The 26,267-nt window shown below is 40.7% G+C and carries 22 protein-coding genes and 1 pseudogene; 4 read left to right on the forward strand and 19 right to left on the reverse strand.

Features of this window, described 5'->3' with window-relative positions:
• Positions 1-33 precede the first annotated feature (33 nt).
• The 3 genes from rpmF to DSY56_RS07650 all read left to right on the forward strand — a co-directional run bounded on the left by rpmF (position 34) and on the right by DSY56_RS07650 (position 2,307).
• The gene (gene rpmF / locus DSY56_RS07640) at positions 34-216 is read left to right on the forward strand and encodes a 50S ribosomal protein L32 (RefSeq protein ID WP_045618073.1); all 183 of its coding nucleotides are present in this window, start codon (positions 34-36) and stop codon (positions 214-216) included.
• A gap of 15 nt (positions 217-231) precedes the next feature.
• On the forward strand, positions 232-381 hold the full coding sequence (gene rpmG / locus DSY56_RS07645) for a 50S ribosomal protein L33 (protein ID WP_001265622.1): 150 nt from the start codon (positions 232-234) through the stop codon (positions 379-381).
• A gap of 441 nt (positions 382-822) precedes the next feature.
• Complete coding sequence (locus DSY56_RS07650) at positions 823-2,307, forward strand: RNA-binding domain-containing protein (RefSeq protein ID WP_112444844.1); 1,485 nt, start codon at positions 823-825, stop codon at positions 2,305-2,307.
• A 114-nt stretch (positions 2,308-2,421) separates the two neighbouring features.
• Here the strand turns inward: DSY56_RS07650 and DSY56_RS07655 are convergent, their stop codons facing one another.
• From DSY56_RS07655 to DSY56_RS07665, 3 genes are all read right to left on the reverse strand, one after another.
• Positions 2,422-4,023: a type I restriction-modification system subunit M gene (locus DSY56_RS07655; protein ID WP_112444846.1), complete on the reverse strand. Its 1,602-nt coding sequence runs from the start codon at positions 4,021-4,023 to the stop codon at positions 2,422-2,424.
• A gap of 172 nt (positions 4,024-4,195) precedes the next feature.
• Complete coding sequence (locus tag DSY56_RS07660) at positions 4,196-5,359, reverse strand: restriction endonuclease subunit S (RefSeq protein WP_112444848.1); 1,164 nt, start codon at positions 5,357-5,359, stop codon at positions 4,196-4,198.
• Positions 5,356-6,411 carry an AbiH family protein gene (locus tag DSY56_RS07665; protein WP_112444850.1) on the reverse strand — a complete coding sequence of 352 codons (1,056 nt, stop codon included), beginning with the start codon at positions 6,409-6,411 and terminating at the stop codon, positions 5,356-5,358. Before DSY56_RS07665 ends, DSY56_RS07660 begins: the two co-directional genes overlap by 4 nt.
• A gap of 260 nt (positions 6,412-6,671) precedes the next feature.
• On the opposite strand from DSY56_RS07665, the gene DSY56_RS07670 reads away from it, so the two are divergent.
• On the forward strand, positions 6,672-7,913 hold the full coding sequence (locus DSY56_RS07670) for a Fic family protein (RefSeq protein WP_112444852.1): 1,242 nt from the start codon (positions 6,672-6,674) through the stop codon (positions 7,911-7,913).
• Between the two features lie 153 nt (positions 7,914-8,066).
• Here DSY56_RS07670 and DSY56_RS07675 read toward each other — a convergent pair whose 3' ends face one another.
• From DSY56_RS07675 to DSY56_RS12410, 16 genes and pseudogenes are all read right to left on the reverse strand, one after another.
• Complete coding sequence (locus tag DSY56_RS07675) at positions 8,067-11,435, reverse strand: type I restriction endonuclease subunit R (RefSeq protein ID WP_234990563.1); 3,369 nt, start codon at positions 11,433-11,435, stop codon at positions 8,067-8,069.
• A 347-nt stretch (positions 11,436-11,782) separates the two neighbouring features.
• Positions 11,783-13,030 carry a toxic anion resistance protein gene (locus tag DSY56_RS07685; RefSeq protein ID WP_033685330.1) on the reverse strand — a complete coding sequence of 416 codons (1,248 nt, stop codon included), beginning with the start codon at positions 13,028-13,030 and terminating at the stop codon, positions 11,783-11,785.
• A 21-nt stretch (positions 13,031-13,051) separates the two neighbouring features.
• Complete coding sequence (locus DSY56_RS07690) at positions 13,052-13,858, reverse strand: hypothetical protein (protein WP_112444858.1); 807 nt, start codon at positions 13,856-13,858, stop codon at positions 13,052-13,054.
• 814 nt (positions 13,859-14,672) lie between these two features.
• Positions 14,673-15,020 carry a type II toxin-antitoxin system RelE/ParE family toxin gene (locus DSY56_RS07695; RefSeq protein ID WP_112444860.1) on the reverse strand — a complete coding sequence of 116 codons (348 nt, stop codon included), beginning with the start codon at positions 15,018-15,020 and terminating at the stop codon, positions 14,673-14,675.
• Positions 15,010-15,297: a type II toxin-antitoxin system RelB/DinJ family antitoxin gene (locus DSY56_RS07700; RefSeq protein WP_112444862.1), complete on the reverse strand. Its 288-nt coding sequence runs from the start codon at positions 15,295-15,297 to the stop codon at positions 15,010-15,012. Before DSY56_RS07700 ends, DSY56_RS07695 begins: the two co-directional genes overlap by 11 nt.
• A gap of 162 nt (positions 15,298-15,459) precedes the next feature.
• Positions 15,460-16,071, reverse strand: coding sequence for a 30S ribosomal protein S4 (gene rpsD / locus DSY56_RS07705; RefSeq protein WP_000092756.1), 612 nt, complete (start codon positions 16,069-16,071; stop codon positions 15,460-15,462).
• A 194-nt stretch (positions 16,072-16,265) separates the two neighbouring features.
• Positions 16,266-17,318, reverse strand: coding sequence for a sensor histidine kinase (locus DSY56_RS07710; protein ID WP_112444864.1), 1,053 nt, complete (start codon positions 17,316-17,318; stop codon positions 16,266-16,268).
• Complete coding sequence (locus DSY56_RS07715; protein WP_000520643.1) at positions 17,315-18,013, reverse strand: response regulator transcription factor; 699 nt, start codon at positions 18,011-18,013, stop codon at positions 17,315-17,317. The genes DSY56_RS07710 and DSY56_RS07715 overlap by 4 nt, the downstream gene beginning before the upstream one ends.
• A 166-nt stretch (positions 18,014-18,179) precedes the next feature.
• A complete protein-coding gene (locus DSY56_RS07720; protein ID WP_112444866.1) occupies positions 18,180-20,423 on the reverse strand; it encodes a PavB family fibronectin-binding SSURE repeat adhesin in 2,244 nt (747 codons plus the stop codon).
• A gap of 115 nt (positions 20,424-20,538) precedes the next feature.
• Complete coding sequence (locus DSY56_RS07725) at positions 20,539-21,555, reverse strand: glycosyltransferase family 2 protein (protein ID WP_112444868.1); 1,017 nt, start codon at positions 21,553-21,555, stop codon at positions 20,539-20,541.
• 271 nt (positions 21,556-21,826) lie between these two features.
• Entirely contained in the window at positions 21,827-22,492 is a 666-nt protein-coding gene (locus tag DSY56_RS07730) for a potassium channel family protein (RefSeq protein ID WP_112444870.1), read from the reverse strand.
• A 13-nt stretch (positions 22,493-22,505) separates the two neighbouring features.
• Complete coding sequence (locus DSY56_RS07735) at positions 22,506-23,885, reverse strand: potassium transporter TrkG (protein ID WP_050391082.1); 1,380 nt, start codon at positions 23,883-23,885, stop codon at positions 22,506-22,508.
• 33 nt (positions 23,886-23,918) lie between these two features.
• A complete protein-coding gene (locus DSY56_RS07740; RefSeq protein ID WP_112444872.1) occupies positions 23,919-24,683 on the reverse strand; it encodes a nucleoside phosphorylase in 765 nt (254 codons plus the stop codon).
• A gap of 515 nt (positions 24,684-25,198) precedes the next feature.
• A pseudogene (locus DSY56_RS12760) lies at positions 25,199-25,320 on the reverse strand (TraX family protein); the annotation flags it as partial.
• Positions 25,321-25,349: 29 nt separating this feature from the next.
• Positions 25,350-25,907, reverse strand: a complete 558-nt coding sequence (locus DSY56_RS07750) for a sugar O-acetyltransferase (protein WP_112444874.1) — start codon at positions 25,905-25,907, stop codon at positions 25,350-25,352.
• Positions 25,908-26,004: 97 nt separating this feature from the next.
• Complete coding sequence (locus tag DSY56_RS12410) at positions 26,005-26,253, reverse strand: hypothetical protein (RefSeq protein WP_234990564.1); 249 nt, start codon at positions 26,251-26,253, stop codon at positions 26,005-26,007.
• Between the last annotated feature and the right edge of the window lie 14 nt (positions 26,254-26,267).

Consider the following 26,267-nt stretch of genomic DNA (forward strand, 5'->3'; position numbering starts at 1 on the left):
AATCGAATATAAATACCTAAAGGAGAAATCAAAATGGCAGTACCTGCACGTCGCACTTCAAAAGCGAAGAAAAACAAACGTCGTACACACTACAAAGTAACAGCTCCATCTGTAAACTTTGACGAAACTACTGGAGATTACTCACGTTCTCACCGTGTATCACTTAAAGGATACTACAAAGGACGTAAAATCGCTAAAGCTACATCAGCTGAATAATAGAAGGGAGATACCATGCGCGTAAATATTACACTTGAACACAAAGAATCTGGTGAACGCTTGTACCTTACTTCTAAAAACAAACGTAACACTCCAGACCGTCTTCAATTGAAGAAATACTCACCAAAACTTCGCAAACACGTTGTGTTTACCGAAGTTAAGTAAGCATTCAATACGAATCAATACAGAAGAAAAACGCTGATTCAAGCGTTTTTTCTTTTTGTTAATTTCAGTACATTGCAATGAGAATCATTCGAATGACTACATTATTGATAATATTTGTTAAGCCATCAAAAGTAATTAACATTTCATAACGAGTAATCCTATTTAAACTCGTCTCACTATCTATTTTTTCTTATCTCTGTGTTATAATAAAATAGATTTTAAATCCATCTATTTTATTATTGAAAATTCTACATTTTTCAATTGAATTTTGATTACAAATATTCGCGCGATTTTCGCGTGATTTTCGCGTGAATATTTTAAAATATATCTTAGAAATACGATGAAATCAAAGATTTTAATTATCTATCAAATTTACTTTTTCGCGTGACAATCATTTAAAAAAATAAATTTAAGCAACATTATATTTTAGGAAGGGAAAATATGGACTTAAAATTTGAAGGGGTTGATTTAGAATACAAAAAAGCTAAAAACGATCTTCCAGAATCTTTCTGGGAAACCTACTCAGCATTTGCAAATACAAATGGCGGGAAAATAATTCTCGGGATAGACGAAAAAAATATTGACCCCTACCAAGGAGTCAATAATCCTCAAAAAATACGAGACAATTTATTCGCTTTAGTCGCAAACAAACAAAAAGTTAGTTGTAACTTACTTACAGATAATGATATTGAATACATTGACATTCCAGGCAAAAATAAACAACTCATGGTAATCACTGTAAGAGAAGCGAATCCTCACCAAAAACCCGTCCATCTAAAAAATGATTATCGTGAGTCATATGAAAGATTAGGTGAAGGCGATGTTCGACTTGATAAAGAAGAACTTAAATATCTGATGACTAGTTCTCATGATGATATTGATAGTGAGTTACTTAATAATTTTGACGAAAATGATTTAAATTTAGATACAATAGAACATTACAAGCAATTATTAATTGAACTTACTGGTAATATAAAATATAATAGCATTTCGTTGAGAAATTTTCTAATCGAAATTGGTGTATTTAAAAAAGACAGGATTGATAATACATATAAATTAACCGCAGGAGGACTAATATTTTTTGGAAAGTACAATTCTATCATTTCTCGTTATCCCAAATTTCAATTAGACTATTTTGAAAAAGATACCTCCCTTTCAACTAGGTGGAACGATAGAATTTCAACAGGGGATATGATGTACCCTGATTTAAACATGTTTGATTTTTTCAATTTAGCATATAAAAAATTAACTACTACAACAAATGATAGATTTGAGTTTAATAACGAATCTGCCCACCGTTTACCATTCAAGAAAGACCTATCTGAATCTATACGTGAAGCTTTAGTAAACTGCTTAATGCATGCTTACTATGACTTTGATTCTCCTATAGTTATTACAGCTTATCAAGACTTCTATGAATTTAAAAATCCAGGTAAGATGAAAATTTCTATTCCCGAATTTATACATGGCGGAACTTCCAAAACGCGAAATAGTACAATCTCTTCATTATTCCGTAGAATTGGGATGTCCGAAAAAGCTGGATCAGGTGGACCAAAAATTTTTGATATTTCCGAAAAGTATAAACTAAAAATCCCTGAGGTAAGCACTACCTTTGATAGTACTGTTGTTACAATCTGGAAAGTAGACTTATTGTCTTCTTATGCGGATACATCAGATAATGAAAAGATAATACTTGAATATATCATTAAAAATGGTAGCATTACTAAAAATGATGTCCTCGAAAATTCTCTCATGACTGAGTATAAATTTAGAGAAAATTTGAAATCTCTACAAAATAAAAAGTATATTGAGATAGAAGGTAAGGGACGATCTACAAGATATGTTCTCCCTAAAAGCTCAACTGAACAATACCACATCATTAAACAACAAATCAAAAATCTTGGAGATTTCATGACTAAATATTAAATATTTTATTTTCATTCCTAAAAATTTTTGAAATAATATTGTCTTTTCCCAAATTTTCGGAAACCAAAACGCAGGCTCAAATCGGCCTGCGTCTTTTCATTCTTCCCCTACTCTCTAAATCTCTTTCAATTTTTCGAGATAGGCGGTTAATTCTGCTTGGGCTTCTGGTGTTGTGCCTACTAGCTGGCTGCGCATGTGTGCGAGTCTGGCTTCTACTTGACCAATCTCTTTATCAATCTCTGCGAGTTGGTCTGCGATGTCGGCTAGGGGAACTACAGGTTCTTCCTCGAAGGTATCGACATAGCGTGGAATGTTGAGGTTATAGTCATTTTCAACAATCTCTTCAAAGCTGGCTAGATGGGCAAACTTCTCGACATTCTCGCGTTTTTGATAGGTCTCCAAAATCTTGGCAATATGGCCCTCGGTCATATTGTTTTGATTTTTCCCTTTTTCAAACTCTTTGGAGGCATCGATAAAGAAGACATCCTTATTGGTGCGATTCTTTTTAAGGATAATAATGGTTGTCGGGATAGAGGTGTTGTAGAAGATATTTGCTGGCAAACCGATAACTGTATCAATAGCGCCTTCTTCTAGCAGGTGTTGGCGAATCTTTTGCTCGGCTGCTCCTCGGAAGAGGACTCCGTGGGGAAGGACAATGGCCATGACCCCATTGTGCTTGAGATGGTAAAAACCGTGAAGAAGGAAGGCAAAATCTGCTTTAGACTTAGGCGCAAGAACTCCATAACTTGAAAAACGAGGATCTTGCAGAAATCCACTATCTGCTGACCACTTCAGTGAATAGGGTGGATTCATCAAAACTCCATCAAAGTCTGTCGGCTCCGTAGTCGGCCAATCTTCGTCTAGGGTATCGTGGTTGCTGAGGTGATAGTTCTCAATCGCAACCCCATGGAGCATCATATTCATGCGAGCAAGGTTGAAAGTCGAAGTAATCAACTCTTGACCGTAGTAAGAAATCGTCGAAGCTTCCTTACTATAGCGCTTGGCATTGAGCAAGAGAGATCCAGACCCCATGGTCGGGTCGTAAACCGACATCCCCTTTTGATGCTCACGTCCTGCAAAGACAATCTGAGTCATGAGGTGAGAGACTGCTTGAGGTGTATAGAACTCGCCAGCTTTTTTCCCAGAATCGCTGGCAAACTGGCCAATCAAGTACTCATAAGCATCACCCAAGATATCACCAGCATGACCAGACACATTGAGGTCGTTGAGCTGTTTCATAACCTCAGAGATGGTCTTGTTTTGCTTTTGTGGGGTGTTGCCTAGCTTTTTCGCATAGAGGTCGATATCTTCGAAAAGATTTTCAAATTTTTCATTGGCCTGCTCGATATCACGGAAACTTTGGGCTAGAGATTCTAGCTGGAAGGTTCCTTCGTGGATAGACTGAACCAGCTTGGTAAAGGTCAGAGAAGGCTCAATCACGTAGCCTAGTTCGTCATTTAAGACCTCAATAAGGTCTTCACGGACATCCGCATCCGCAAAGTTTTTCTCATAGAGAAGCTGCGCTTGCTGGAAGGACTCAAAGGTCTCGTCCAAGTTATCACAGACGGCTTGGAGGATGTTGTCGGATAGGTACTTGTAGAAAATCAAGCCCAAGAGGTAGGACTTGTATTCATTGGCTTCCATCTGGCCACGCAGGATATCTGCCGCATTCCAGAGGGATTGGTAGAGTTCTCTTGATAAATCTGTTTGTGACATAGGGTCTCCTATCAATTTCTACTTTCATTCGTTTAGTATAGCTTTTTATGGTCTTAGTATCTTATGAATTGAACACGACCTAAAAGCTGAGTAAAAAAGATAAACTGTCTGGTCTTCATCGAAGACTGCGCCAGTTTCCTATTTTTACTGGGCTTTTTGTGGTCTTTGTATCTTATATAAACATTTTTCTGAGTAGGGTTTGTTTGCTTTCTTTGAGTTGGTTGACTTTTTCCTCTTGTTTGGCAATAGACTTGTCTAGATCTTGGAAGAAAGAACCGATAGCTTCTTGTTCAGGGAGGGAAGGGAAAGATGTTTTATAATTTAATACATCATTATTTGAAATATTTGCCTGTGCAGCTCCTTGAGAAGATAAAACCATCTCTTTTTCAAAATTTCTATTGCTTAATAACGTGAACAGGAAATTATTACTTTGATTCGTGGCCAATTTCCCAACACGCTGATTTAACACCGCTGCTACCTCTGTCATCTTGGATACACGTCCCACATTACCTGTTAGCGAGATTAATATATTTCCCTGTTCTAAGATAAACTGACTTTCTACAGTATCAATTCGATTTCCATATGTATCATCTATATACTCATTCCCTTTTACATTTGAAATAGTAACTACCAAATATTTACCATCTGTGGAATAATGCTCTGACTTCCATGCATTTCCTCCTTTAATAGAACACACTTCCCCCAACTTCACTTCCTTCCAGTCATTTTCAAATCCTGCGAAGCGAAGGGCTGGTTTGATTTGTCCTTTGGCTGAGAAGAGGAGCTTGAGGTAAGTTTTCTTCTGCTCTTTGAGCACCTCTAACTTACGCTGTTGAAGGCTAATAAGCTGGTCAATATCTTGGAAGAAAGTTGATAGAATAGAAATCTCTCTAAAATCATTAGGGATAACTAAACTAATCTCTGACATTACATTATTCATTAATTTCGGGTTGCCAACTTTTGAAACATATTTCCAAGCTTCGTTATTTAATATTTCTGCAATCACTTTATTAGCAAAACCTTCATCAGACAGTAAAACACCGTTCACATTTGTACTATAAAATTTTCCTTCCCTGTAATTTACCGTTCCAGCATTTGCTCCATCAGTTGTCCAAGTTATTGCTGTTTCAAATAGATATTTATCATAATAGCCTAATAACCCTTCATTTTTGGTTTGAGAAGAATATACAGGATATTTATAAGTATCTGTTTTTTCTTCTGATATCTGCGTTGTTGCTAGTACTTGTCCCCTAGTAACTCTAAAAATATCTGAGACTTTCACTTCCTTCCACTCATCTTCAAATCCTACAAATCGATAACTTGGTTGTTTTATCATATTACTCCTCCAACTATTTCATCTTTATTTGTATCTATAAATTGCAATTGATAAGCTTTATGAGCACCCCATGCCTTAAGTATTTTCTTAATAGTATATTCATACTTCTTATCAAACTGGTCTACATAAATGCTCACATTCGGTGCCTGTTTAAAGATTTCTTTAAAGTACGGAGCATCCACTCCATTCTCATCCCGAATAGCAAAACCAATGAAGTAGATTTCTTTGATAGAACTTAAATTTTTGAAAAGGGATTCGTGCTTTCTAAGTTGCTGATGGACAGGCTTTTTATTAGCAGCAGATAGTCTGTACATAGCCCGAGATAAAATATCTGCTCCTTCTGGTATGACTATCGAATCTTCTCCATGACCAAATATGAGAACTCCATCATCCAAATCACCATGAATATGAATGATGTTAGAAGAAGAAATGCCGTAAAAATCCTCTAAAGTACGAGTATAATTGAAATTCAAAAATCTTGCATTTCTATTAGTTAAAATCGTTTCTTTCACAATCGGGAAATGAGAGGTAAATTTTCTCATGCTTAATTGACTTTCCCATTGTTCATAGGTTTCTTTAATCCATTGTTTAAATAACTTGTTCAATTGATGATGAACATATTGACTGAGTTTATCCGCTACCTTTTCGGCAAATTCTTTTCTAGACTCAGTATCCTCTTTACTATCGTTCGTCACATAGTAAGAAGTGCTAGTATTCATAAAAGGGAAGCAGACTAGTTTTTCTTCAAAATCACTCCAAAACATCTCTGGATCTGTAATCTGTAAAAGGATTTGATAAAGCAATCTCAACTTCTCCTGACTGTCAGAACCACTCAAGATTTCCATCACTTTTTCTGCAAATAATTCACTCTTATATATTTTGTTATCACTGTTTTTTAGATAATCTTTAATAGAATCCAAACTTTGCAACGACTCTAACAGTTCATCCTTCCCATAAGCCTGCTGATAAACAAACTTCTTGAAATATAGATAATCTGTCTTTAAGTCATGTGCTATATCAAAACCATTTCCGATAATAAATAATTTCTCCACTCTATCCCTCCTTTCTATTACTCCATTTTCTTATTTCTACACTTTAGATTTTCTTTTTTTGATGTCTATTCTTCAATTTTGCCTATTTTTGCACTTTATGACAGCCATCTTTCATTCCTATTGTGCAATTTTGGCCATTTTTGCACTTTAGAACGACAACTATGCTATTATATTCTTCAATTTTGCCTATTTTGAAACAATAGAAGGGCTGATTTTGTGATATAATGTTAAAAAACGTTAAAATGCGAGGATGACTACATATGAACTATAGAGAACTTAGAAAAATATACTACAGTCATCGTGACCAATATGAGGAAGAGTATCAACTACGCTTACAGGGATACAGCTCCATTAGGACATCTCTTTATCCTCATTTAGTGCAACGCGATACTGTCAAAACAAGTCAATACCCTTTATTTGTAACCCTACATCTAGGGATTTCCCAACTGATGGAAACTATCTCACAGCAGTCTCAACGAATTAGTAAAATAGCTGATACCCTCCCTAAGATTGCCCACGATCAGTTTTATAAAGAACAACTCTACCAATCGATTATTTCCACAAATGAAATCGAAGGTATCCATACAACTCGTAAAGAGTTGGTCGATGTGGAGAAACTCCTAGAGGAAGACCCCTATAAGACCGAACAAATCAAACATCTTTCCACCTTGCGAATGTACCAACAAATCCTTAAGGATGAATTTCTCCAAATCCAATCTCTTGAAGATATCAGAGGGATTTATGACCAATTAACACAGGGAGAAATATCGCTAGAGGATGAACTCGATGGAGAGTTTTTTAGACAGAAATCGGTCTTTATCCAAGACGACAAGACTGGCAAAGTCATCTATATCCCACCTCAAAAGGAGGAACAGATTCAGGTCATGCTGACAGAGTGGATTCGTTTTATAAACGACCATTCTATCCCAAACCTTGTCAAGGCTTGTGCTGGACACTATTTTTTTGAAAATATTCATCCCTTCTATGACTGTAACGGTCGGACAGGCCGCTATATCCTTGCCAAGTACTTGTCTAGAAAGCTCGATAAATTCTCGGGTCTGGTTTTGTCCCAACAAATCAATCACCATAAGCAAGACTATTATAAGGCTTTTAGGAATACTGGCGATCATCTCAACCGTGCCGATGCTACCTTCTTCGTTGAAACCTTGTTGACTTTTATCAAGGAAGGACAGGAAAACATTATCCAAACCCTCCTTGAAAAACAAGAGCAACTGCATCGCTATAAAGTTAAGATAGAGCAAACAGAAGGTCTGGAGGAAGTCGAGAAATACATCTTGTTTCTCCTCGCTCAGTCCAAGCTCTTTGTCGATGATAAGAGAGATGGTATAGAAGATAGAAGCATCATCCAACTGGCCAATCAGTCCAACCATCATTACTCTAAGAAAAAGGTCAAGGATGCTTTCTTGCATCTTGAAGAGAGGGGAATTTTGACCCTAATTGGTAGAAAACCTTCCCAACATTATCTTTCTGACCATTTTTAATACTCAATGAAAATCAAAGAGCAAACTAGGAAACTAGCTGCAGGTTGCTCAAAACACTGTTTTGAGGTTGCAGATAAGACTGACGAAGTCAGTCACATATATACGGCAAGGCGACGTTGACGTGGTTTGAAGAGATTTTCGAAGAGTATAAACCTATCTCCCCCTTAGCGGTAGGATATCCTCTGAAATCATGCGCATATAGTCCTCTTTGAGGGCTTTTTTGTATTTGAGTTTTGGTAGTGCCTTGTCTCCGTGAGCTTCCTTATAGGCCAGATAGTCCTGAGACTCGGTGATGGCTTTTTCGCCATTTTGCTTGTCTCGTCCGATGCGGTAGTTGTCCACTACGAACTGGAGTTCATCCTCTCCTATCTGCCAATAATCTGCCGTTTCACGAATCTTTTTCTGGGTTGTTAGCTCAATCATCTCATCCAACTTATGGGTTACAGACTGTCCCTGATAGCTCTTGGCATCAGCTTGAACATCCTGCCAGAGTTTAGAAATGATGCTGGATAACTTAGGATTGGATTTGTTCAAATCTTCGATATACTTATCTACCAGACTCTTTTCCTTTTTACCAATGAGGTTTTCCCGATTTTCAATCAGGGCTTGAATGAGAGAGAGGATATAGTGATAGTTTATCTCGTCGGTACGGATGGATTCAAGCTCATACTCTATATCTACGAGAAGGCTTTCATCTTCTTGGTCTTCTTTTCTGCGTCTGCGGAGCTCTTCGATAACATTTTGATATTGGCCGGCAAAGTTCTTGATGTCTTCTAGGCTGAGTCCAATCTCTCTGAGGATGACTTTCTCATCATAGTCTGAATAGACTTGTATAGAAGATAGGAGCTTGTCAAATTCTTGGAAGGCCTTGGCAAAACGTTTTAATTCTGCATCTGTCGCTGTATCCAAATCAGGCACCTGCTCTGGACTTGGAGCGATGGCTAATAGTTGATGAACCTTCTCCAGAAACTTGGCCTTCTCCTCCTGCCATTCTGGAGCTAAGACACTGGTTTCACCACCATTTGAGTAAAGGCTCAGAGCTTCATCCACCTTTTCTTTAAAACGGTCAGGCGTTTGGAAAGTGACGATTTGGCCGAATTTCTTGCCTTCATCAAAGAGACGATTGGTTCGTGAAAAGGCCTGAATGATATGCTGGGGTTTCATGGGCTGACGGTCCATGAATAGGGTCGATAAGCAAGGGGCATCAAAGCCTGTCAACAAGCGGTCCACAACGATAACGAGATCCAACTGCTCCTCACGGAAAGCAAAGCGTTCTTTCTTACGGGCCAGACGGTCGTTGAGGTCACTATTGTAGGAAGCAATGGTTGCTAGGCTAAAGTGAGTACCAAACATGGCATTGTAGTCTTCTAAACTCTCCTCCATATAGGCTTGGTTGACATAGGAGTCTGCTTCATTTTCTGTCACAGAGTAAGTAATAGCAACCTTAGGAAAGTCTGGTAAGACCTTTTTAACATTTTCCGAGATGCTTAGAGACTTCTCTCCATTTTTGACTTGCTTAATCAGGTTATAATAGGCCTGCGCACGGGCAATGCTTTTGACTGTCAAAATGGCTTCATAGGTTTTTCCTACCCCATTTTGGAAACCGAGTTTGCGTCTTGAGCGATTGAGAATGGCATCTAAAACGGCAAGCATATGGCCTTCGTCATCATAACGCTCCTCATCAATCTCATCTTCTGCCCAACCAGGCATGGTTGTCTGATACTCCACATTAAAGCCAAGAACCGCCTTGTCATGGATGGCTTCTTTGACAGTATATTGGTGGAGGCAGTCACCGTACTGCTCTTCGGTTGTCTGAGCAAGGTCTCCTTTTTGTTCACGTTTATTTTCTGTAAAGATAGGCGTTCCTGTAAACCCATACCAGAGAGAATTTGTAAAGAAGTGCTCTAGGTGGCGTTGGCGTTCAGGAGTCACTGCGCGATGGCATTCATCGACGACAAAGGCTAGTTTGAGTTGCTTGATACGATTGTAAACCTTTTGGTGACGTCCTTCATCAAACTGGCGAATCATGGCATTGATTTTCTGGATGGTCGTCACAACGACACGGCGGTCATCAGAAGCCAGATTTTTAACCAATTCCTGTGTATCATCGGTCTCGTCGATATCAATCATGTCGTTCTCTGCGTAAGATTGAAACGAACTGGTCGTCTGCTGGTCAAGGTCTGTCCTATCAATCACAAAGATTGTCTTTTCGATAGATGGAATCTGGAGCAAATTGCGCGAAACCTTATAGGAGGTCAGGGTCTTTCCTGAACCAGTCGTATGCCAAATATAGCCCGATTGGCGCTTGCGACTGGCTTCACGGATAGCCTCAATGGCATGTACCTGATAGGGACGCAATAAAATCAAGGCCTTCTTGTCATCATCGATGACAGAATACTGCATGACCATCTCGTGGGCTCTCGGTATGGACAAGACAGACTCAGCAAAATCAAATAATTGAGGTTGGGGTCTATTTTCACTATCCACCCACTTGATCAAGAAGCGTTCATTTAGCTTGTTGGCTTTGGCAGCTGCGATGTAGCGAGTGTCTGTGACATTAGAGACGACAAACATCTGAAGACTTGAAAAAATGCCTCTGAACTGTCCTTCTTGATCGTATTTCTTAATCTGACGGAAGGCATCCATGTAAGGATGAGAACGGCTTTTCAGTTCAATTTGAATCATAGGCAGACCATTGATTAGCAAAGTCACATCCCCACGACGCTGGCGAATCCCTTCTCCGCCTGTGATGACTTGGTTGACAACCTCATAGCTGGATTTGCCACCAGCGACATTGTTTCTCCATAAAACTTCCAAGCGAATGGTGCCTAAACTAGCATCTTCACGTTGAACCTGCACCTTGGCAATACCGTTTTCCCCTGCTATCCACTTGGCTGCTTCGTAGAAGTTAACGAAATTAAGCTGATTTTTGATTTGATTTTTCTCTGAATTTGTAAGGGGATGGTCTTGCAAAATGCGGACATTATTGGCTTCCAGCTTGGCAAAAAAGTTTCCCCATAGGAGGTCTTCTGTATTTAACTCAGGTCGATACACCCATTGACTTTCTCCCTTTGTCAGCTGATTGATTAAATCTCGCTCGATAGCCAATTCCTGTTTGGTTTTGGCTTTACCTGCTACAGGGATAGCAGTCTCATCTTTGGGAGAGAGTCTCTGGCTGATATGGAAATCCTGCAAGGCTGCTTGATTGAGATGTTGCAATTTTTTGAGAAGATCTTGCTCCGTCCCTTTTATGGCTTGATAGGCTGCCGTCAGGTCTTTATCTGCATCTAGGTAGTGATGCGGATTCTTCTTTATTTGGATATAGCCCTGCACCAAATCTTCTAAACGTCCAAGCTGAATAGTAAGCTGGTTCTGGAGTTCCTGAGAATTGCTTCCAAATGCTTCTTTCTGGTTGATAGCTTCTAGGTATTCTACGATGGCAGCATAACTAGGCTGTAACTCAGGTGCTGAAACGATGAGCTCTTGTTCTAATTCTTTGGATAAGGTGTAAATCATGTTCATACCCCATTTCTACAACGCAAAAAGCCTACCAAAAAGATTGGCAGGTTTTGAAAATGGGTATGAAAACGCGAGTTTATATATATATATATATATGCAAGCTACTTATTTGCTTAAATCTGAAAACCATAGGGACTCTTCCTTTTCATTCATCCAAGGCGTTGCGGCATCGAAAAAACAGCGCCTTTACTTCCTTCTATTGTATCATAAAAGACTCCTTGGGAAAAGATTTCCCATGGTTTTATCTCTATTTCAGAGTAAACTTGCTTGCTGGCCACTGACGATGGTTAGTAAAAACTCCTAGACCAAGCAAAATCCCCTGCAAATCTACATTACAAGGGACTTGTGTGTTATTCTTGTACTTCTTTCTGGGCGGCCTTTCCTTGGTCTAGAAGGGCTTGGACGATTTTTTCATCGCGTAGTTTGACAGAATCATTGATCATTTCTGCGGACTTGACGATGGTTGTTTCTAGTTGGGCACGTTTCTGACGTCCCAATTCAATGGCAGCAACGATACCCTGGTTTTGAGCAACCAGACTTTCAGCCAGTTTGGTAACCGATTCGACAGCGACTGTCGGACTTTGGGCAATTCGTTCCATCTGTGGAATCACTTCCTTGCTGGTCTCAGCTAGCATCTGAAGGGCAGCATTGTTGGCATTGACAATGGCATCTGCCACGACACCTGATTTCATGGATTGTTGCAAAATACCAAGTTGGGCAATGGAAAGCTTCATTGTTGGAATCGTATTGCGACGAAGCATGCCCAATTTTTGGCGCATATCAGATGACACCTTCACAAGATTGCGCATCTGAGGTGTTGTTGCCCAGGCAACATAGAGACGGCTGACATACTCAGTGTGCTGTTGTTCCAGGGTATTGACCACTTCAGCCATGCGGGCCAATTCTTGTGACTTGGTTTGGTATTCTACCGTACTTGTATCGAGTTGGTCAGCTTGAGCTTTTAATTCTGCAGCGCGATTGCCAGCTTCTGTCTGGCTGGCTTCGATAAAGGAAATCACACCCACTAGATTTTCAATGGATTTGGTATTGTCCTCAATCAGCATCTCAGCAGAGACGATATTTCGAGCTAAGACATCTTCTTGCTTGACCACTGCGGCAGCCATGCCATCGAGCTTTTGCTCCACTGTTTTTGAATCAAAATAAAATTCCTGTAGGGTATTCTTGCTCTTGTTAAACAATCGTTGCAAAAAGTTTGGCTTCTCTTCTAACTCAGCAATTTCAGCGTTCTTGTATTTGACGACAAAGCCTTGCAACTCACGGTTGGTATTTTTGAGTAAGTCATCCACTTGGGGAATCTGCAGTTTCTTTTGTTCTGACAAGATACGGTTGACCGTATTGTTCACACCTTCTACAGCAGATTGTCCAAAATCCAAAAGAGCATTTTGATTGGTGACAAACTGGTCTACCAACTGGGGCACGTGCGCCTTAATCCCTTCTTGTTGCTCAGGGCTCAGCTTCTCAAGGAAGGTCAAGGTCTTGTCTGAGCCAGTATTGGTCTCGATGATTTGGGTTGTCTTATCCACCTTAGCTACCGTATTATTGGCAATCTGGTCAATATCAAAATTAAATTCTGTCATGGTTACTCCTTTGTTTCTAACCTATTCTTTACGATCTTTTTCTAGGATACGCAAACTAATATCAAAATCACGCATATCTGTTTCATTGAGTTCTCTCAAAACTTGGTCAAGCTCAAGGTCAAATTGTTCGATAGCTGCTTTAGCTTGTTGCAAACGTTCTTCTGCTCGATTATAGTTCTTCGGATTGGCCTTAATCTTTAAATAGCCTTCTAAAATCGTTTTGAATTTCTCCATCTTCAAACTATGAATGGCCGTCAATTCTTCCTTATCCCCCTCGGCAGAGGTGGCAATCTTGTCTAAAATGGCCTGATGGTCAATAGCAATATTGGCCAAGGTCTGGGATAATTCTGGAGCTAGTTCCTCTGGCTCCGCATTTTCAAGATTTACCTGACTTTCTCTATCCAAACGTTCTAGCTGAACATCGATATTTGCCCGCACTGTACGAACCTTTTTGTCAATACGGTTGTAAACATCATCATCGATATAGGACTTGAGACGATCCGCCTCCTGATGGATTTCCCTCAGTTCGATCAATACTTGATTGGCCAGACTCTTATAGGACTCCGAACCTTTTTCTACTAAAGTTCCCTCCAATTGCTGAATATCCTTGTCTGCTTGACGAATCCGAGCTTTTAAAAGCTCAATTCGATCGTCGAGCGAGCGATCCTGTACAAGAGGATAGCGCCAACGTTTATAGAGACGATAACCGCCATAGCCTAGCAGGACACAAGCCGCAAGTGGGAGAGCATATTGAACCAAAAGGCCCAATAAGAACAAGAAGCCCCAAAAATAGAGACAGCCTTTCCAAAAACCATTACCTGATTTCATAAACATTCCTTATTTTCAATTTATAAGTCTATTTTAGCACAAAAGACAAAAATGAGGGCGGAAATCCCCTAGAAAAGAGTTTATTTCTTTGCTGTAGAATGGAGGCTAGTAGCGCGTGTGCTAATTTCAATAGAGCGGACTCAAACAACAGGATTCAGTGTTATAAGATTGCGGAATGACCTCTGGGGAAATATCAAAACAAAAGCTTGAAATATCAGAGGGATTGTGTTAGAATGAGAGCATAAAGGGAAATAATGCTTCTAGCATATATAACTAAAAAGCCCCACCGTGCCACCGATGGGGTTCTTTGCTACCCTCTAAAAGGGTTAGATGTTACTTGCTACGTCTCTTTATCCATAGCTTGAAAAGCTCAGATAGTACGTTAACAAGTAACGGAGCTAGAAAAAGGGAAAATAATTCTAGCATATATAACACCTCCCTTCCTTAAAGTGAGGGGGCCAAAACATTATATCATCAACATCGCGTATAAGCAATAAAAGCTTGAAATATTGGGTGTTATATGTTAGAATGAACTTACAATGTGAGTAAAGTTACAGCATATGTAACTAAAAAAGCCCCACCGTGCCACCGATGGGGTTTTTTGCTACCCTCTAAAAGGGTTAACCATTACTTCTTACGTTTCTTAAGCCATAACTTGAAAAGCTCAGATAACACGTTAATAAGTAACGGAGCTAGAAACACTGTGAGTAAAGTTTCTAACATATGTAACACCTCCCTTCCTTAAAGTGAGGGGGCCAAAATATTATATCATCAATATCACGTAATTCCCAAACAAAAACGCCTTCCTAAGGCGCTATTTTTTCTTGATCAAGCGGATGTAGTCCTGTTTGCTATGAATAATATCTGATACAAAGACAGCTTTTCTATACTCTAAAATATGATAGAATGCTAGGTAATCTCCTAAAATGATGCATCGAGTTTTGTGGGATGGGTATATAATCCCTCCTACTCTTTCGTCAACATCAAATCCTGCTTCTGGGAAGACTTCAAGACGCTCCAAACCATAAAGAACATTCTTAACTGTGTTTGCTCCTGCCTGTTCTGAAAAGTAGTTAGCTGAGATATAATCTTTAATACCTCTTAGCTGTTCTTGTACCGTTTCGGAGATAATGATGCTATATGCCTTCTCGTTAAATTCCAAGGTTAGCCCTCACTTCATCAAGACTGTAAGTTCTTCCATGTTCTAAATCGTCAAAGCTACGGGCAATTTCAGCACGCAACCTTGATAGAAGTTCTTCTCTTTCTTTGTCTACTTGGGTTTCAAATGGCAAGGATTTATGTTCTACAATGCGTTCTAAAAACAAGTTAAAGCTGGCTGTCATATCAAGATTTTGCGCTGTGATAATCGCTTTAGCCTTCTCTAACAAGTCTCTGTTAGTCTTAAAGTTTACCTGTGTGTTTTTTTCTAAAACATTCATGGTAGCACCTCATTTATACTATTATATCACTTTGAACTATATAGGTCTAGTTACGTATAGACGATTATAGCTGGATACTAAGAGAAATCAAAAAGCACTAAGGGAAAACGCCCCAAAGTGCTTAATATCAAGGCTCTAAAGCCTATCTGATTCAATAAAATATTACAACATTTTGTTGTAGAATTCAACGACAAGGGCTTCGTTGATTTCTGGGTTGATTTCGTCGCGTTCTGGCAAGCGAGTCAATGAACCTTCCAATTTTTCAGCGTCGAATGATACGAATGCTGGACGTCCAAGAGTAGCTTCTACTGCTTCAAGGATAGCTGGAACTTTCAATGATTTTTCACGAACTGAGATCACTTGACCTGGAGTTACGCGGTATGATGGGATATCAACGCGTTTCCCGTCAACAAGGATGTGACCGTGGTTTACGAATTGACGAGCTTGACGACGAGTAGTCGCAAGACCAAGACGATAAACAACGTTATCCAAACGACGTTCCAAAAGAAGCATGAAGTTGAAACCTAGGATTCCGCCTTTGATTTTTGTAGCTTGTACGAACAAGTTACGGAATTGTTTTTCACCTACACCGTAAGTGAAACGAAGTTTTTGTTTTTCAGCCAATTGCAAACCGTATTCTGACAATTTAGAACGGTTGTTTGGTCCGTGTTGTCCTGGTACGTAGTTACGACGTGCCAATTCTTTACCTGTACCTGTGAGTGAAAGGCCAAGGCGACGAGCTTGTTTCCAAGATGGTCCTGTATAACGTGACATGTGAATGTCCTCCTGATATAAATAATATTTCGGTGGAAATAGTCACTTAGAAAGCCCTGATTCGTGCAGATGCCCTTCGCCTAAACAGCCAAGGTTACTTATCATAAGACATCTGTTGACGAGCTTCATGCTTTCCTGCTGATATTTCACACAAAATCCATTTTACCATGAATAGCTGGATTTGTAAAGGGGTTTTAAGCTTTATTTTCACTACCAGAGAGATTGAGAAGGAGGGTAAAGGTGCTTCCGAGGCCGTACTGGCTGCTGACTGTAATTTCTCCACCCAATTGATGGGCCAATTCACGCGCAATCGCAAGTCCTAAGCCATGACCACCTGTTTTCATGTTACGCGAAATTTCTACACGATAAAGGCGTTTGAAAATATTCTCCAAATCCTCTGGAGCAATACCCTGCCCCTCATCCGTTACACTGATTGAAAGCTGGTTCTTCTCCAGCTTAGCCACCACTTCCAGCTTGGTTCCTGGAGCTGAGTATTTAAAAGCATTATTAACCAGATTCACCAAGATACGAGAAAGTTTGGCATAATCTCCCTCAATCCGGGCAGACTCTGGGATTACCTGCAAGTGGACATCTCTTCTCTCCTGCTCAATCAAGAACTGAAATTCACTCATGCACTCAATCAAGAGCTGGTCCAGAAAAATACTGTCTTTACTGGTCATATCCGCCTGATTTCTGGCTGTGTTTAGGGTCAAAAAACTCAACTCCTCAACCAGTTTATTGAGTCTTTCCGTCTGGCGTCCAATGGTTGCTAGATAATGAGCTTGCTCCGACTCCTTGATAACCCCATCCAAAATCCCTTCTACCGTCGCTTGGATCGAAGTGATAGGAGTCTTAATATCATGCGAAAGTTGAGCAATCATCAAGCCCTTTTCTCGTTCGCTTTCTTCCAAGGAATCAAAGCTGGCCTGCAAATCATGGGACATTTCATTAAAAGCTTGCCCTAATTGTTGAAATTCTAAAGGACCTTGAACCTCCAAATTTAAAGGAAAATCCTTGTCCGCTACCCGCTTGGCATGTTCCTTGAGTTTGCCCAACGACGTAAAGACCGGCGATAGGAGAAAGAGACTAATCCCAGCACCGATAAGGCTGGCAATGATGGTCATCCCAAGCAAAAAGTAAATCTCGCCTTTCTCAATCAGCATTTTTTGAACAGCCCAAAAAACAATCAAAATGGTTAAGAGGGTTGAAATAATATATCCAACCAAAATATAACTTTTTAGTTTCATGTTTGTCCTCTCGGTTTCTCTATCTTATATCCCAACCCCCAAACTGTCTTAATAGTGGGCGTTTGGTCACTACTATATTTTGCCAATTCCTGTCGAAGAGCATGGATATGCACATTCAAGGTATTGGTATCATCCACATAGTCTTCTTGCCAGACTTTTTCATAGAGGTCTGTCTTGGAGAAAACTCGCTCTGGATTGCTAGCTAAAATCCACAGCAATTCAAATGATTTAACAGTTAAATCCAGCATTTCTTCTCCTATTTGAACTTCATGACTACTATGATTCATTTTCAGATTGCCAAGGGAAATCAGCTCTGTTTCGCCCCCACGATGAAGACGGCGCAAAATATTGTGTACCCGCAAAACCAGCTCACGAGGGCTAAAGGGCTTAGCAATAAAATCATCTGCTCCCAAGCTCAGGCCGTAAATCTTGTCCTGTTCACTGGTCTTAGCAGTAATAAATAGGAAAGGCTGCTCTGGTGATAAGTATTGAACCTCACTGATTAAATCATAACCATCCATCCGAGGCATCATGACGTCTGTGATAATCAAATCAATCGGTTTTTTCTTGAACAGCTCTAGCGCTTCCAGTCCATCATGGGCTACCAAGACCTGATAACCTGCCTGAATTAAGTATCTCTGATGAATATCGGTGATTTCTACCTCGTCGTCAACGAGTAAAATTGTCTTTCCCATCTGTCTCTCCTTTGATAAAAACAGTGCTATACTGCTTTAAGTATAACACTATTTTTATTGTTTTACGATGATTTTAATCTGCTATTGAAAGAAAGTCCTGATTGCTGATTGAGTTGGTAAACTAGCCTTAGTCAGCCCACTATCCATCATTTATTTCCTTAGCTGATTAGTTTTCTTCTTTTTTGTTTTTCAAACCTAGACCACCGAGTAAACCTGCGAGTGCAAGCCCAAGGAAACCAATACTTGCCATTGATGTTTGAGCTTCACCAGTATTTGGTAGCATAGCTTTATCATCTGACATCATCTTGTCTGACATCATCGTATCAGCCATCTTATTGGCAGAAGCAGCCATGTTTTCACCTGCCATCGTATTGGTAGAGCTTGTCATGGTGTCAGCAGGCATGCTATCTGTAGTACCTGGAGCTGGAGTCTCAGTCTTCATACCTGATTTTTCCATTTGGTCATTTGCTGGCATTGCTTTATCAGTCTCTTTGGCTGGTGCCATCATGTCCTTATGGTCAGCAGCTGTTTGATGAGTCGCACCTGTAGCATGACTGTGATTCATCGGAGTCACGCCAGAACCAGAGTTAGAAGGTGAGAATGAACCATTTGCTGTGTCTGATGTTTCTTTAACATTTATCTTAATAGTGACTTTTTTAGTTGCTACGATATTTGTCAAATCTGCTTTACCATCTTTGTTGCCATAGACATTGACTGTAGCGCTGTAAGTTTGAGTACCGTTTGCTCGGAACTGGTCAATGAGTTCTTGTTTTTCTTTACCAGCTACGTTTCCATCCAAGGATACTTGGTAGAAGTATTGACCTTTGGTCTTCACGTTTTCACCGAGTGGAGATAGGGCTGGGTTTTTAGCGTCGCCGTTATCTGACCATGGAGCCTTGTCAGATGCTTTGAGCAAGAGACGAGTCAACATGCCATCACCTGCGAAGAGTTCATATGGAATTACTTGGTTTACACCGGCAGTGAAAGGACCTTTTCCTTCAGCTTTTTCAAGATAAGCAGCAGGAACATCAATACTGTCTTTAACGTTATCTTTAACAGCTTTTTCGACAGTTTCTTTAGCAACTAATCCATTGATGTTGATGTCTACATTTTTAGTAGCAACTAGATTAGTCAAGTCAGCTTTACCGTCTTTATTTCCGTAAACTTTAACAGTAGCTTTATAAGTTTGAGTACCATTAGCACGAAGCTGATCAATTAAATCTTGACCTTGTTTACCAACAGTATTGCCATTTAAGTCTACTTCATAGAAGTATTGACCTTTTGTTTTCACATTTTCTCCTAATGGAGATAAAGCAGGATTTTTAGCTACACCATTATCAGACCAAGGAGCCTTATCAGAAGCTTTTAGTAATAGACGAGTCAACATACCATCACCTGCGAATAGTTCATAAGGAATTACTTGGTTTACACCGGCAGTGAAAGGACCTTTTCCTTCAGCTTTTTCAAGATAAGCTGCTGGAACATCGATACTGTCTTTAACGTTGTTTTCAACTGCAGAGTTAACATCGCTTCTTGTTACAAGACCGTTCAAGGTAATATTGACTTTACGTTCCTTGACAACCTTAGTCAAATCAGGTTGATCTCCGGCTGCTTCATAGACAGTCAGGGTAGCTTCATAGGTATTTGTACCATTAGTACGAAGTGTATCTAATAAATCCTGACCCTGCTTACCTGTGGTGTTACCATTCAAAGATACTTGATAGTAATACTTGTCATCAGGTAAATTTTTCACTGGTGGAATTTTCTCGTTTTGAGCGACACCGTTATCTGACCATGGAGCCTTGTCAGATGCTTTGAGCAAGAGACGAGTCAACATACCATCGCCTGCGAAAAGTTCATATTTAAGCGGTTTGTTTACACCAGCCAAGAAAGGACCGGGAACTTTGGCTTGTTCTAGGTAGCCCGCTGGGACATCAATACTGTCTTTAACATCCTCATCGACAGCTTTTTCAATATCTGCTGGAGTTGCTTGTGTCCCTGCCACATCATCTGTATCTACAGCGTCTTTTAAGACATCTGTTAGCTCTGGATTTTCTTGAGCTTCTTCACCTTTTTCAAAAAGTGTATCCAGACGAGAAGGGCTTGTTTCCTCGCTCACTTCAGTTCCTTCTGTAGGTGTAGAAAGTGAGTTTGTATTTCCAGCAACGACCTCAGGTTTCACTTCAGCAAGAACGGTGTCTCCCTGAGTTTCTGCTAAGTCACCCTCTTTCGTTACCGATTCCCCTTCAGGTAAGACTTGAGCAGGGGTCGGATTGAGCCCATCGGCACGTACAGAACTTGGTTGACCAACTAGGACAAAAAAGCCACTGGCTACAACAACTGAGGCAACACCGACACTAAGACGGCGGATAGACCAACGAGTATATCTTTGATTTGGATTGAATTTCATAGGATTCTCCTTAGAGTTTTTCTTTATTTGATGACTCTAGTATAATCTCCTAAAATTAAAAAGGACTAAGAAAAAGTTAAAATTTTTCTTAAATCCCTCTTATAAAATACTTATATCAATTAAATCCATAAACAGATTTGGTGATTTGATAGACAACATTGGACAGTTTGCGAGCTGGCAAGACAGAATGTTTGGTCAAACGGCTCAACATGGTTTTGCGAATAGCCTGAAAGACCTCTGGATTTTCCTGCTGAATATAGGTCCACAATTGGCGTTTTTTTGCCAGATGCTCCGCTGTTCCAGCTCGGTTGAGTAGGGCACTGGAAATCACCGTCGTAATCTCAATATGATTCAGCAAATATTCTCGCATTTTGGGGTGGCTCACTTTGGATAAATCAAGCTGGTCTACCAAGAGTCGATTGACTTTCAGTTGCTGGTCAATGCGCTTAATCATCACTTGCTCATTGACAGACTGGTCCTCACGCCCAATCAAATAACGATAGAAATCGACAGGCAGATAGTACATGGTCTTGACCTGCTGAAGGGGGGTAAAAACAAAGAGATTATCGACATAAAAGGTATGCTCAGGCAGTTGGAACTGGCTCGCTCGCAACAAATCTGTCCGATAAATCAGCGAGTGCATCATGATATACTGGCCCTTGGAGAAATTTCCGACCTGGTCCCAGCCAAAAATCTGCTGGACAGGCAAGACTGACTCATAACTCATACTCTTCTTACGAGACTGACCTTCCTTTTCATAGACAAAATTAGTCACAAAGGCATCAATTTCTTGCCCCTCGTTCTCTAGTTCCTGCAAGGTTTCAAGAATTTTCAAGTAGGCACGAGGATCCACCCAGTCGTCACTATCAACTACTTTAAAATAACGCCCAGAAGCCTCTGCCAAGCCGCGATTGACCGCACCGCCATGGCCTTTATTTTCCTGATAGATGGCTCTAACGATGCTAGGATACTTGCTGGCTAAACGCTCAGCTATTTCCTGAGTCTGGTCCTGAGACCCGTCATTGATAATCAAAATCTCAACTTGCTCACCACCAATCACTAGCGACTCCACACAGTAATGAAGATAGGCTGCAGCATTATAGCTAGGAATGGCGATAGACAATAACTTCATAATCTGCTCCTTAGGGGACTGATTTTTTCTTATACTCTTCGAAAATTAAATTCAAACCGCGTCAACCCTATCTGCAACCTCAAAACACTGTTTTGAGCAGCCTGCGGCTAGTTTCCTAGTTTGATCTTTGATTTTCATTGAGTATTACTCTCTCTTGTCACTTCTTTCTATTTTACCATAAAGTCCAGCCTTTGAAGAACTTTTACTAGAATATAAGGCTTTTGTCTCTCTTTGCCATCTTGGACATCAAAAAAGAGGGGTGCTCCCTCTTTTACGAATTCAATGCTGCTAGGGTATCCAAATACTGGTTGTTGATGACTGCCAAAATATAGGTATCTGCTTTCAAGAGGTCATCTGGTCCAAATTCAACATCCAATGGGGAATTTTCCTGCTCTCGGAAGCCCAAAATATTCAGATTGTATTTGCCACGGAGGTCTAATTTATTCAGACTTTGACCTGCCCAAGACTGAGGGATTTTCATCTCCACAATAGAGACATTTTTATCCAACTGAAAGACATCAACACTATTATGGAAAAGAATGGTCTGTGCTAGGGACTGCCCCATTTCATACTCTGGCGAGATAACCGAATCAGCTCCAATCTTTTCTAGCACTTTCTTAGCTGTATGGCTTTTGACCTTAGCAATAACAGTCGGTACCCCCAAACTCTTACAGTGCATAACTGCAAGCACACTCGACTCCAGATTTTCACCTGTCGCGACTACAACGGTATCGCAGGTATCAATCCCTGCTGATCTCAATAATTCTTCATCTGTGATGTCACCAATCACTCCACGCGCCAAAACTGGCTCAAACTGATTGATGCGCTCTGCGTGGTCATCAATAGCGATAATATTCATATCCTGCTTGGCTAGGGCAGCTAGGACACTACTCCCAAAAATTCCCAAGCCTAAAATTCCAATCGTACGATCTGACATGCTCTTTCCTTTCTTAACCAATACTAATATCTGCTTTCATATAGTGAATCATATCTTTCTTTTCTGGATGGTAATCTGCTAGACTGACCAGCAGGGTCAAGGGACCAATTCGTCCGATAAACATGAGAACCATAATCACACTTAGAGCTAATTTCCCTAAATCTGGAGTTAAATTTGCCGTCACTCCGACTGTCCCAAGAGCAGAAATGGTTTCAAATATGAGGTGGATAAAGGGAGGATTTCCCTTGGCTGTGATCCCTAGTAAAATCAAGCCCAGCAAGAAGGTCATCAAAAAGATAATAAAGACACTAAAGGATTTTTGAACGGTTCGTGGCGCAATCGTCCGTCGAGCGACATTGGCATGAGGTAAGCCTAGAAGCTCACTTCGTGCAAAAACCAAGAGGACAAAAAATGTGGTAATCTTGAGCCCCCCAGCTGTTCCTCCTGGAGCCCCACCTAGAAACATCTGCAAGATATAAATCAATAAGGTAACAGGACGAGCCATGCTGTAATCAATTGTCCCAAAGCCAGCCGTTCTCATGCTGACAGTTTGGAAAAAGCTGACCAAGACCTTATCTGCAACAGGGAGATTGCCAATCGTCCCTGCATTGTTCCATTCAAGAACGAGACTGCTCACCGTCCCAAAAGCTAGTAGCCCCACCGTTAGTAATAAAACCAGTTTGGTGTGAAAATGCAGGCGCCCTTTTTTCTTTTTCCCTATATGCGTAGCAAGGTCAAACCAGACCATAAATCCAAGACCACCTGTGATAATCAAGCCTGCGATGACCAGATTGACCAAGGGATCAGTCTGAAAAGCAATCAAGCTCGTACTTCCAAAATTATCAAAACCTGCATTACAGAAGGCGGATATAGCTAGAAAAATAGCACTAAAGAGACCGCGCCCCCAGCCAAGTTGAGGAACAAAACGAAAACTGAGGAATAGAGCTCCCAAACCCTCAACCAAAAAAGTCGTGAGAAAAATAGAATAGACAAACTTTCTCAAAGATCGAGTCTCTCCATAACTAAAACTATCCTGAATAGTTGCACGGCTACGAAGACTAAGCTTTTGCTTGCTCTGGATATAGAAAACCCCAATAAAGGTCATGAGCCCCAGACCACCAATCTGAATCAAGAACATACAAATGAGCTGACCCCAAATATTGTAGGTGGCAGCGACAGGCTGGGTAAAAAGACCTGTCACACAGACCATGGATACAGTTGTAAAGAGATGGTCGAAATAAGTCGCTCGTGAGCTTTCAACTTGGACAAAAGGCAAGCTCAAAAGAAGAGAGCCTAGTAAAATAACCAAGGCGAAACTCAAAAAAATACGACGAGCTGGCGATAAACGAGATAAGCCTAGCTCTATTTTTTCCTTAGATAATTTAAATAACATACATCCATTGTACCATAAAAAGTAGGAGAGGAGTTAGATCTGAAAGGCTATTTCAAGGCAGAGTTCTAGCGCCTTATCAAAAGCTTCCGAGCCCCAGTCACGACTATCGTACTGGTCCAAGTCAGCTAGGGAATCTGCTGTGAACAACAATTCTCCCCAGAGAACCCCACGCAGTTGGGCTACTGCCGCAAGCGCAGCACACTCCATCTCTACAACAGCACAGCCTTCTTCCTTACGATAAGCCACCTTTTCAGCCGTTTCTCGGTAAAAACCGTCTGTCGTCCAGGTCATGACTTCTTCATAAGGAATCTCTCTGGCTTCCAAAACTTGCTCAATAGCTGCAATAGCCTCTGGCTGAATTTCCATATAACGAGAAGGTGCCACATAGTGATAACTAGCTCCTTCATCTCGCAGAGCGCGAACAGGGACTAGAAAGGCATTTTCTTCTATATCAGCCAGCACACCACAGGTACCAGTAGAGATAATCTGCTCCACACCATAGCCAATCAACCAATCCATAAACTGGGCCGCTGGAGCAGAACCCACGGGCGCCTGGGTCAGACAAATCTCCTCGCCCTTGTAGTTGATGACGTACACTGGATAGGTCTTGGTGGCAGAAACAAATTCACCGACACAGTTGGCCCCTACTTCCCTCGCATAGCGGTCAATCTCCTCACCTAAAAAAGCATAAACACACTTCTTGGGCAGGTGCAAGTCCAGCCCCTCGTGATTGGGCATGATAACCGCCTGAGAATTGTCATCAAACTCTAAAATGGGAATCGCATGTTTCTGAATCATAACCTACCTCCTCTAATTTTGTACTATTGTATCAAAAGCTGACTGAGTGTCAAGGAATAAGCTGATGAACTGAGGAGAGAAACAATACAATAACAATATTTTTGACAGAGACTCTTTTTAATGGTACAATGGACTTGCTTAAAAGTTCGATGAAATAAGCACATAAGAAAACACCACCGGTTGCCGCCAGTGGTGTTTTTTTGCGCTTGCTCAAGGCGCTCAGGCTATTTCTTTTTCTTGTCGCATTTGCTTGCTACAAATCGGATAAGCCACTCCGATAAGACATTCGCTAGTGTACCAGCAAGAATAGGTAGCAAGACAAGTTCGATGAAAACGCACATAAGATCACCTCCTGCCTGCGCAGTCTAGTGTTTGCGACCTTACTATTGTATCATCTTTGACTGAAAATAAATAGAAAAATCATTGATATCATCTAGTCATCCACAAAAACTCTCTCCTACACTAATACTTCTTGTATCAAAAATCATCCCAATTACAAGATGCTTTGCAATTGCTTAATGAAGCAGACTTGCTAAGATATAGAGTAGGTGAATGTGAATCGGGTAAAAATGTAGAAGAAGTTTTTATCTCCACTCCCTTTTTCTCCATTATAGAAGAACAAGGGAATGACAGAAAAGAAACAACACCCGCTGTTCCTTTCTACTTCTATTTCACAGGTATCTCCTTAATCACGCGCGCAGGGTTGCCACCTAATACAACATTGTCCCCAAAGGACTTGGTAATCACGGCCCCTGCTCCTGCGACGACATTATTTCCAAGTGTGACTCCAGGCAGTACAATGACGCCACCACCAGCCCAGAAATTGTCTCCGATTGTGATAGGCTTACCGTACTCAATACCTGAATTGCGCTTATGTGGATCCAGCGGATGGAGGGGAGTCAAGAACTGACAGTTGGGACCAATCATGGCATTGTCTCCAATACGAATCGGACAAACATCCAGCATGGTCAAGTTCCAATTAGAATAAAAATTTTTCCCTAGATGGATATTGACTCCATAATCGACCACCAGGCGTGGATTGACATATAGATTTTGCCCAGTCGAGCCAAACCAAGCCTTAATGATTTCAGCTCCCTTTAAGGGGTCTTCTTCCTTGTTAAAGGTAGCCTGCTTTTGGCGAGAAGCCTGAGCCAAGGCCCGCAATTCTGGGTCCGATGGACGGTAAAACTCTCCTGCTATCATTTTCTGGTATTCACTGGTCATTGCATTCTTCTCCTTATTCCCTACTATCATATCAAAATTTCTATATATCTGACTAGGATAAGGAGCACTTTCTACAATTTATACTCTTCAAACCGCGTCAACGTTGCTTTGCCGTATATATGTTACTGACTTCGTCAGTTCTATCTGCAACCTCAAAACGGTGTTTTGAGCTGACTTCGTCAGTTCTATCTGCAACCTCAAAACGGTGTTTTGAGCTGACTTCGTCAGTTCTATCTGCAACCTCAAAACGGTGTTTTGAGCTGACTTCGTCAGCCTTATCTACAACCTCAAAACAGTGTTTTGAGCAGCCTGCGGCTAATTTCCTAGTTTGCTCTTTGATTTTCATTGAGTATGAGATGC

Source organism: Streptococcus sp. 596553, from assembly GCF_900411395.1.
GTDB lineage: Bacteria > Bacillota > Bacilli > Lactobacillales > Streptococcaceae > Streptococcus > Streptococcus mitis_BA.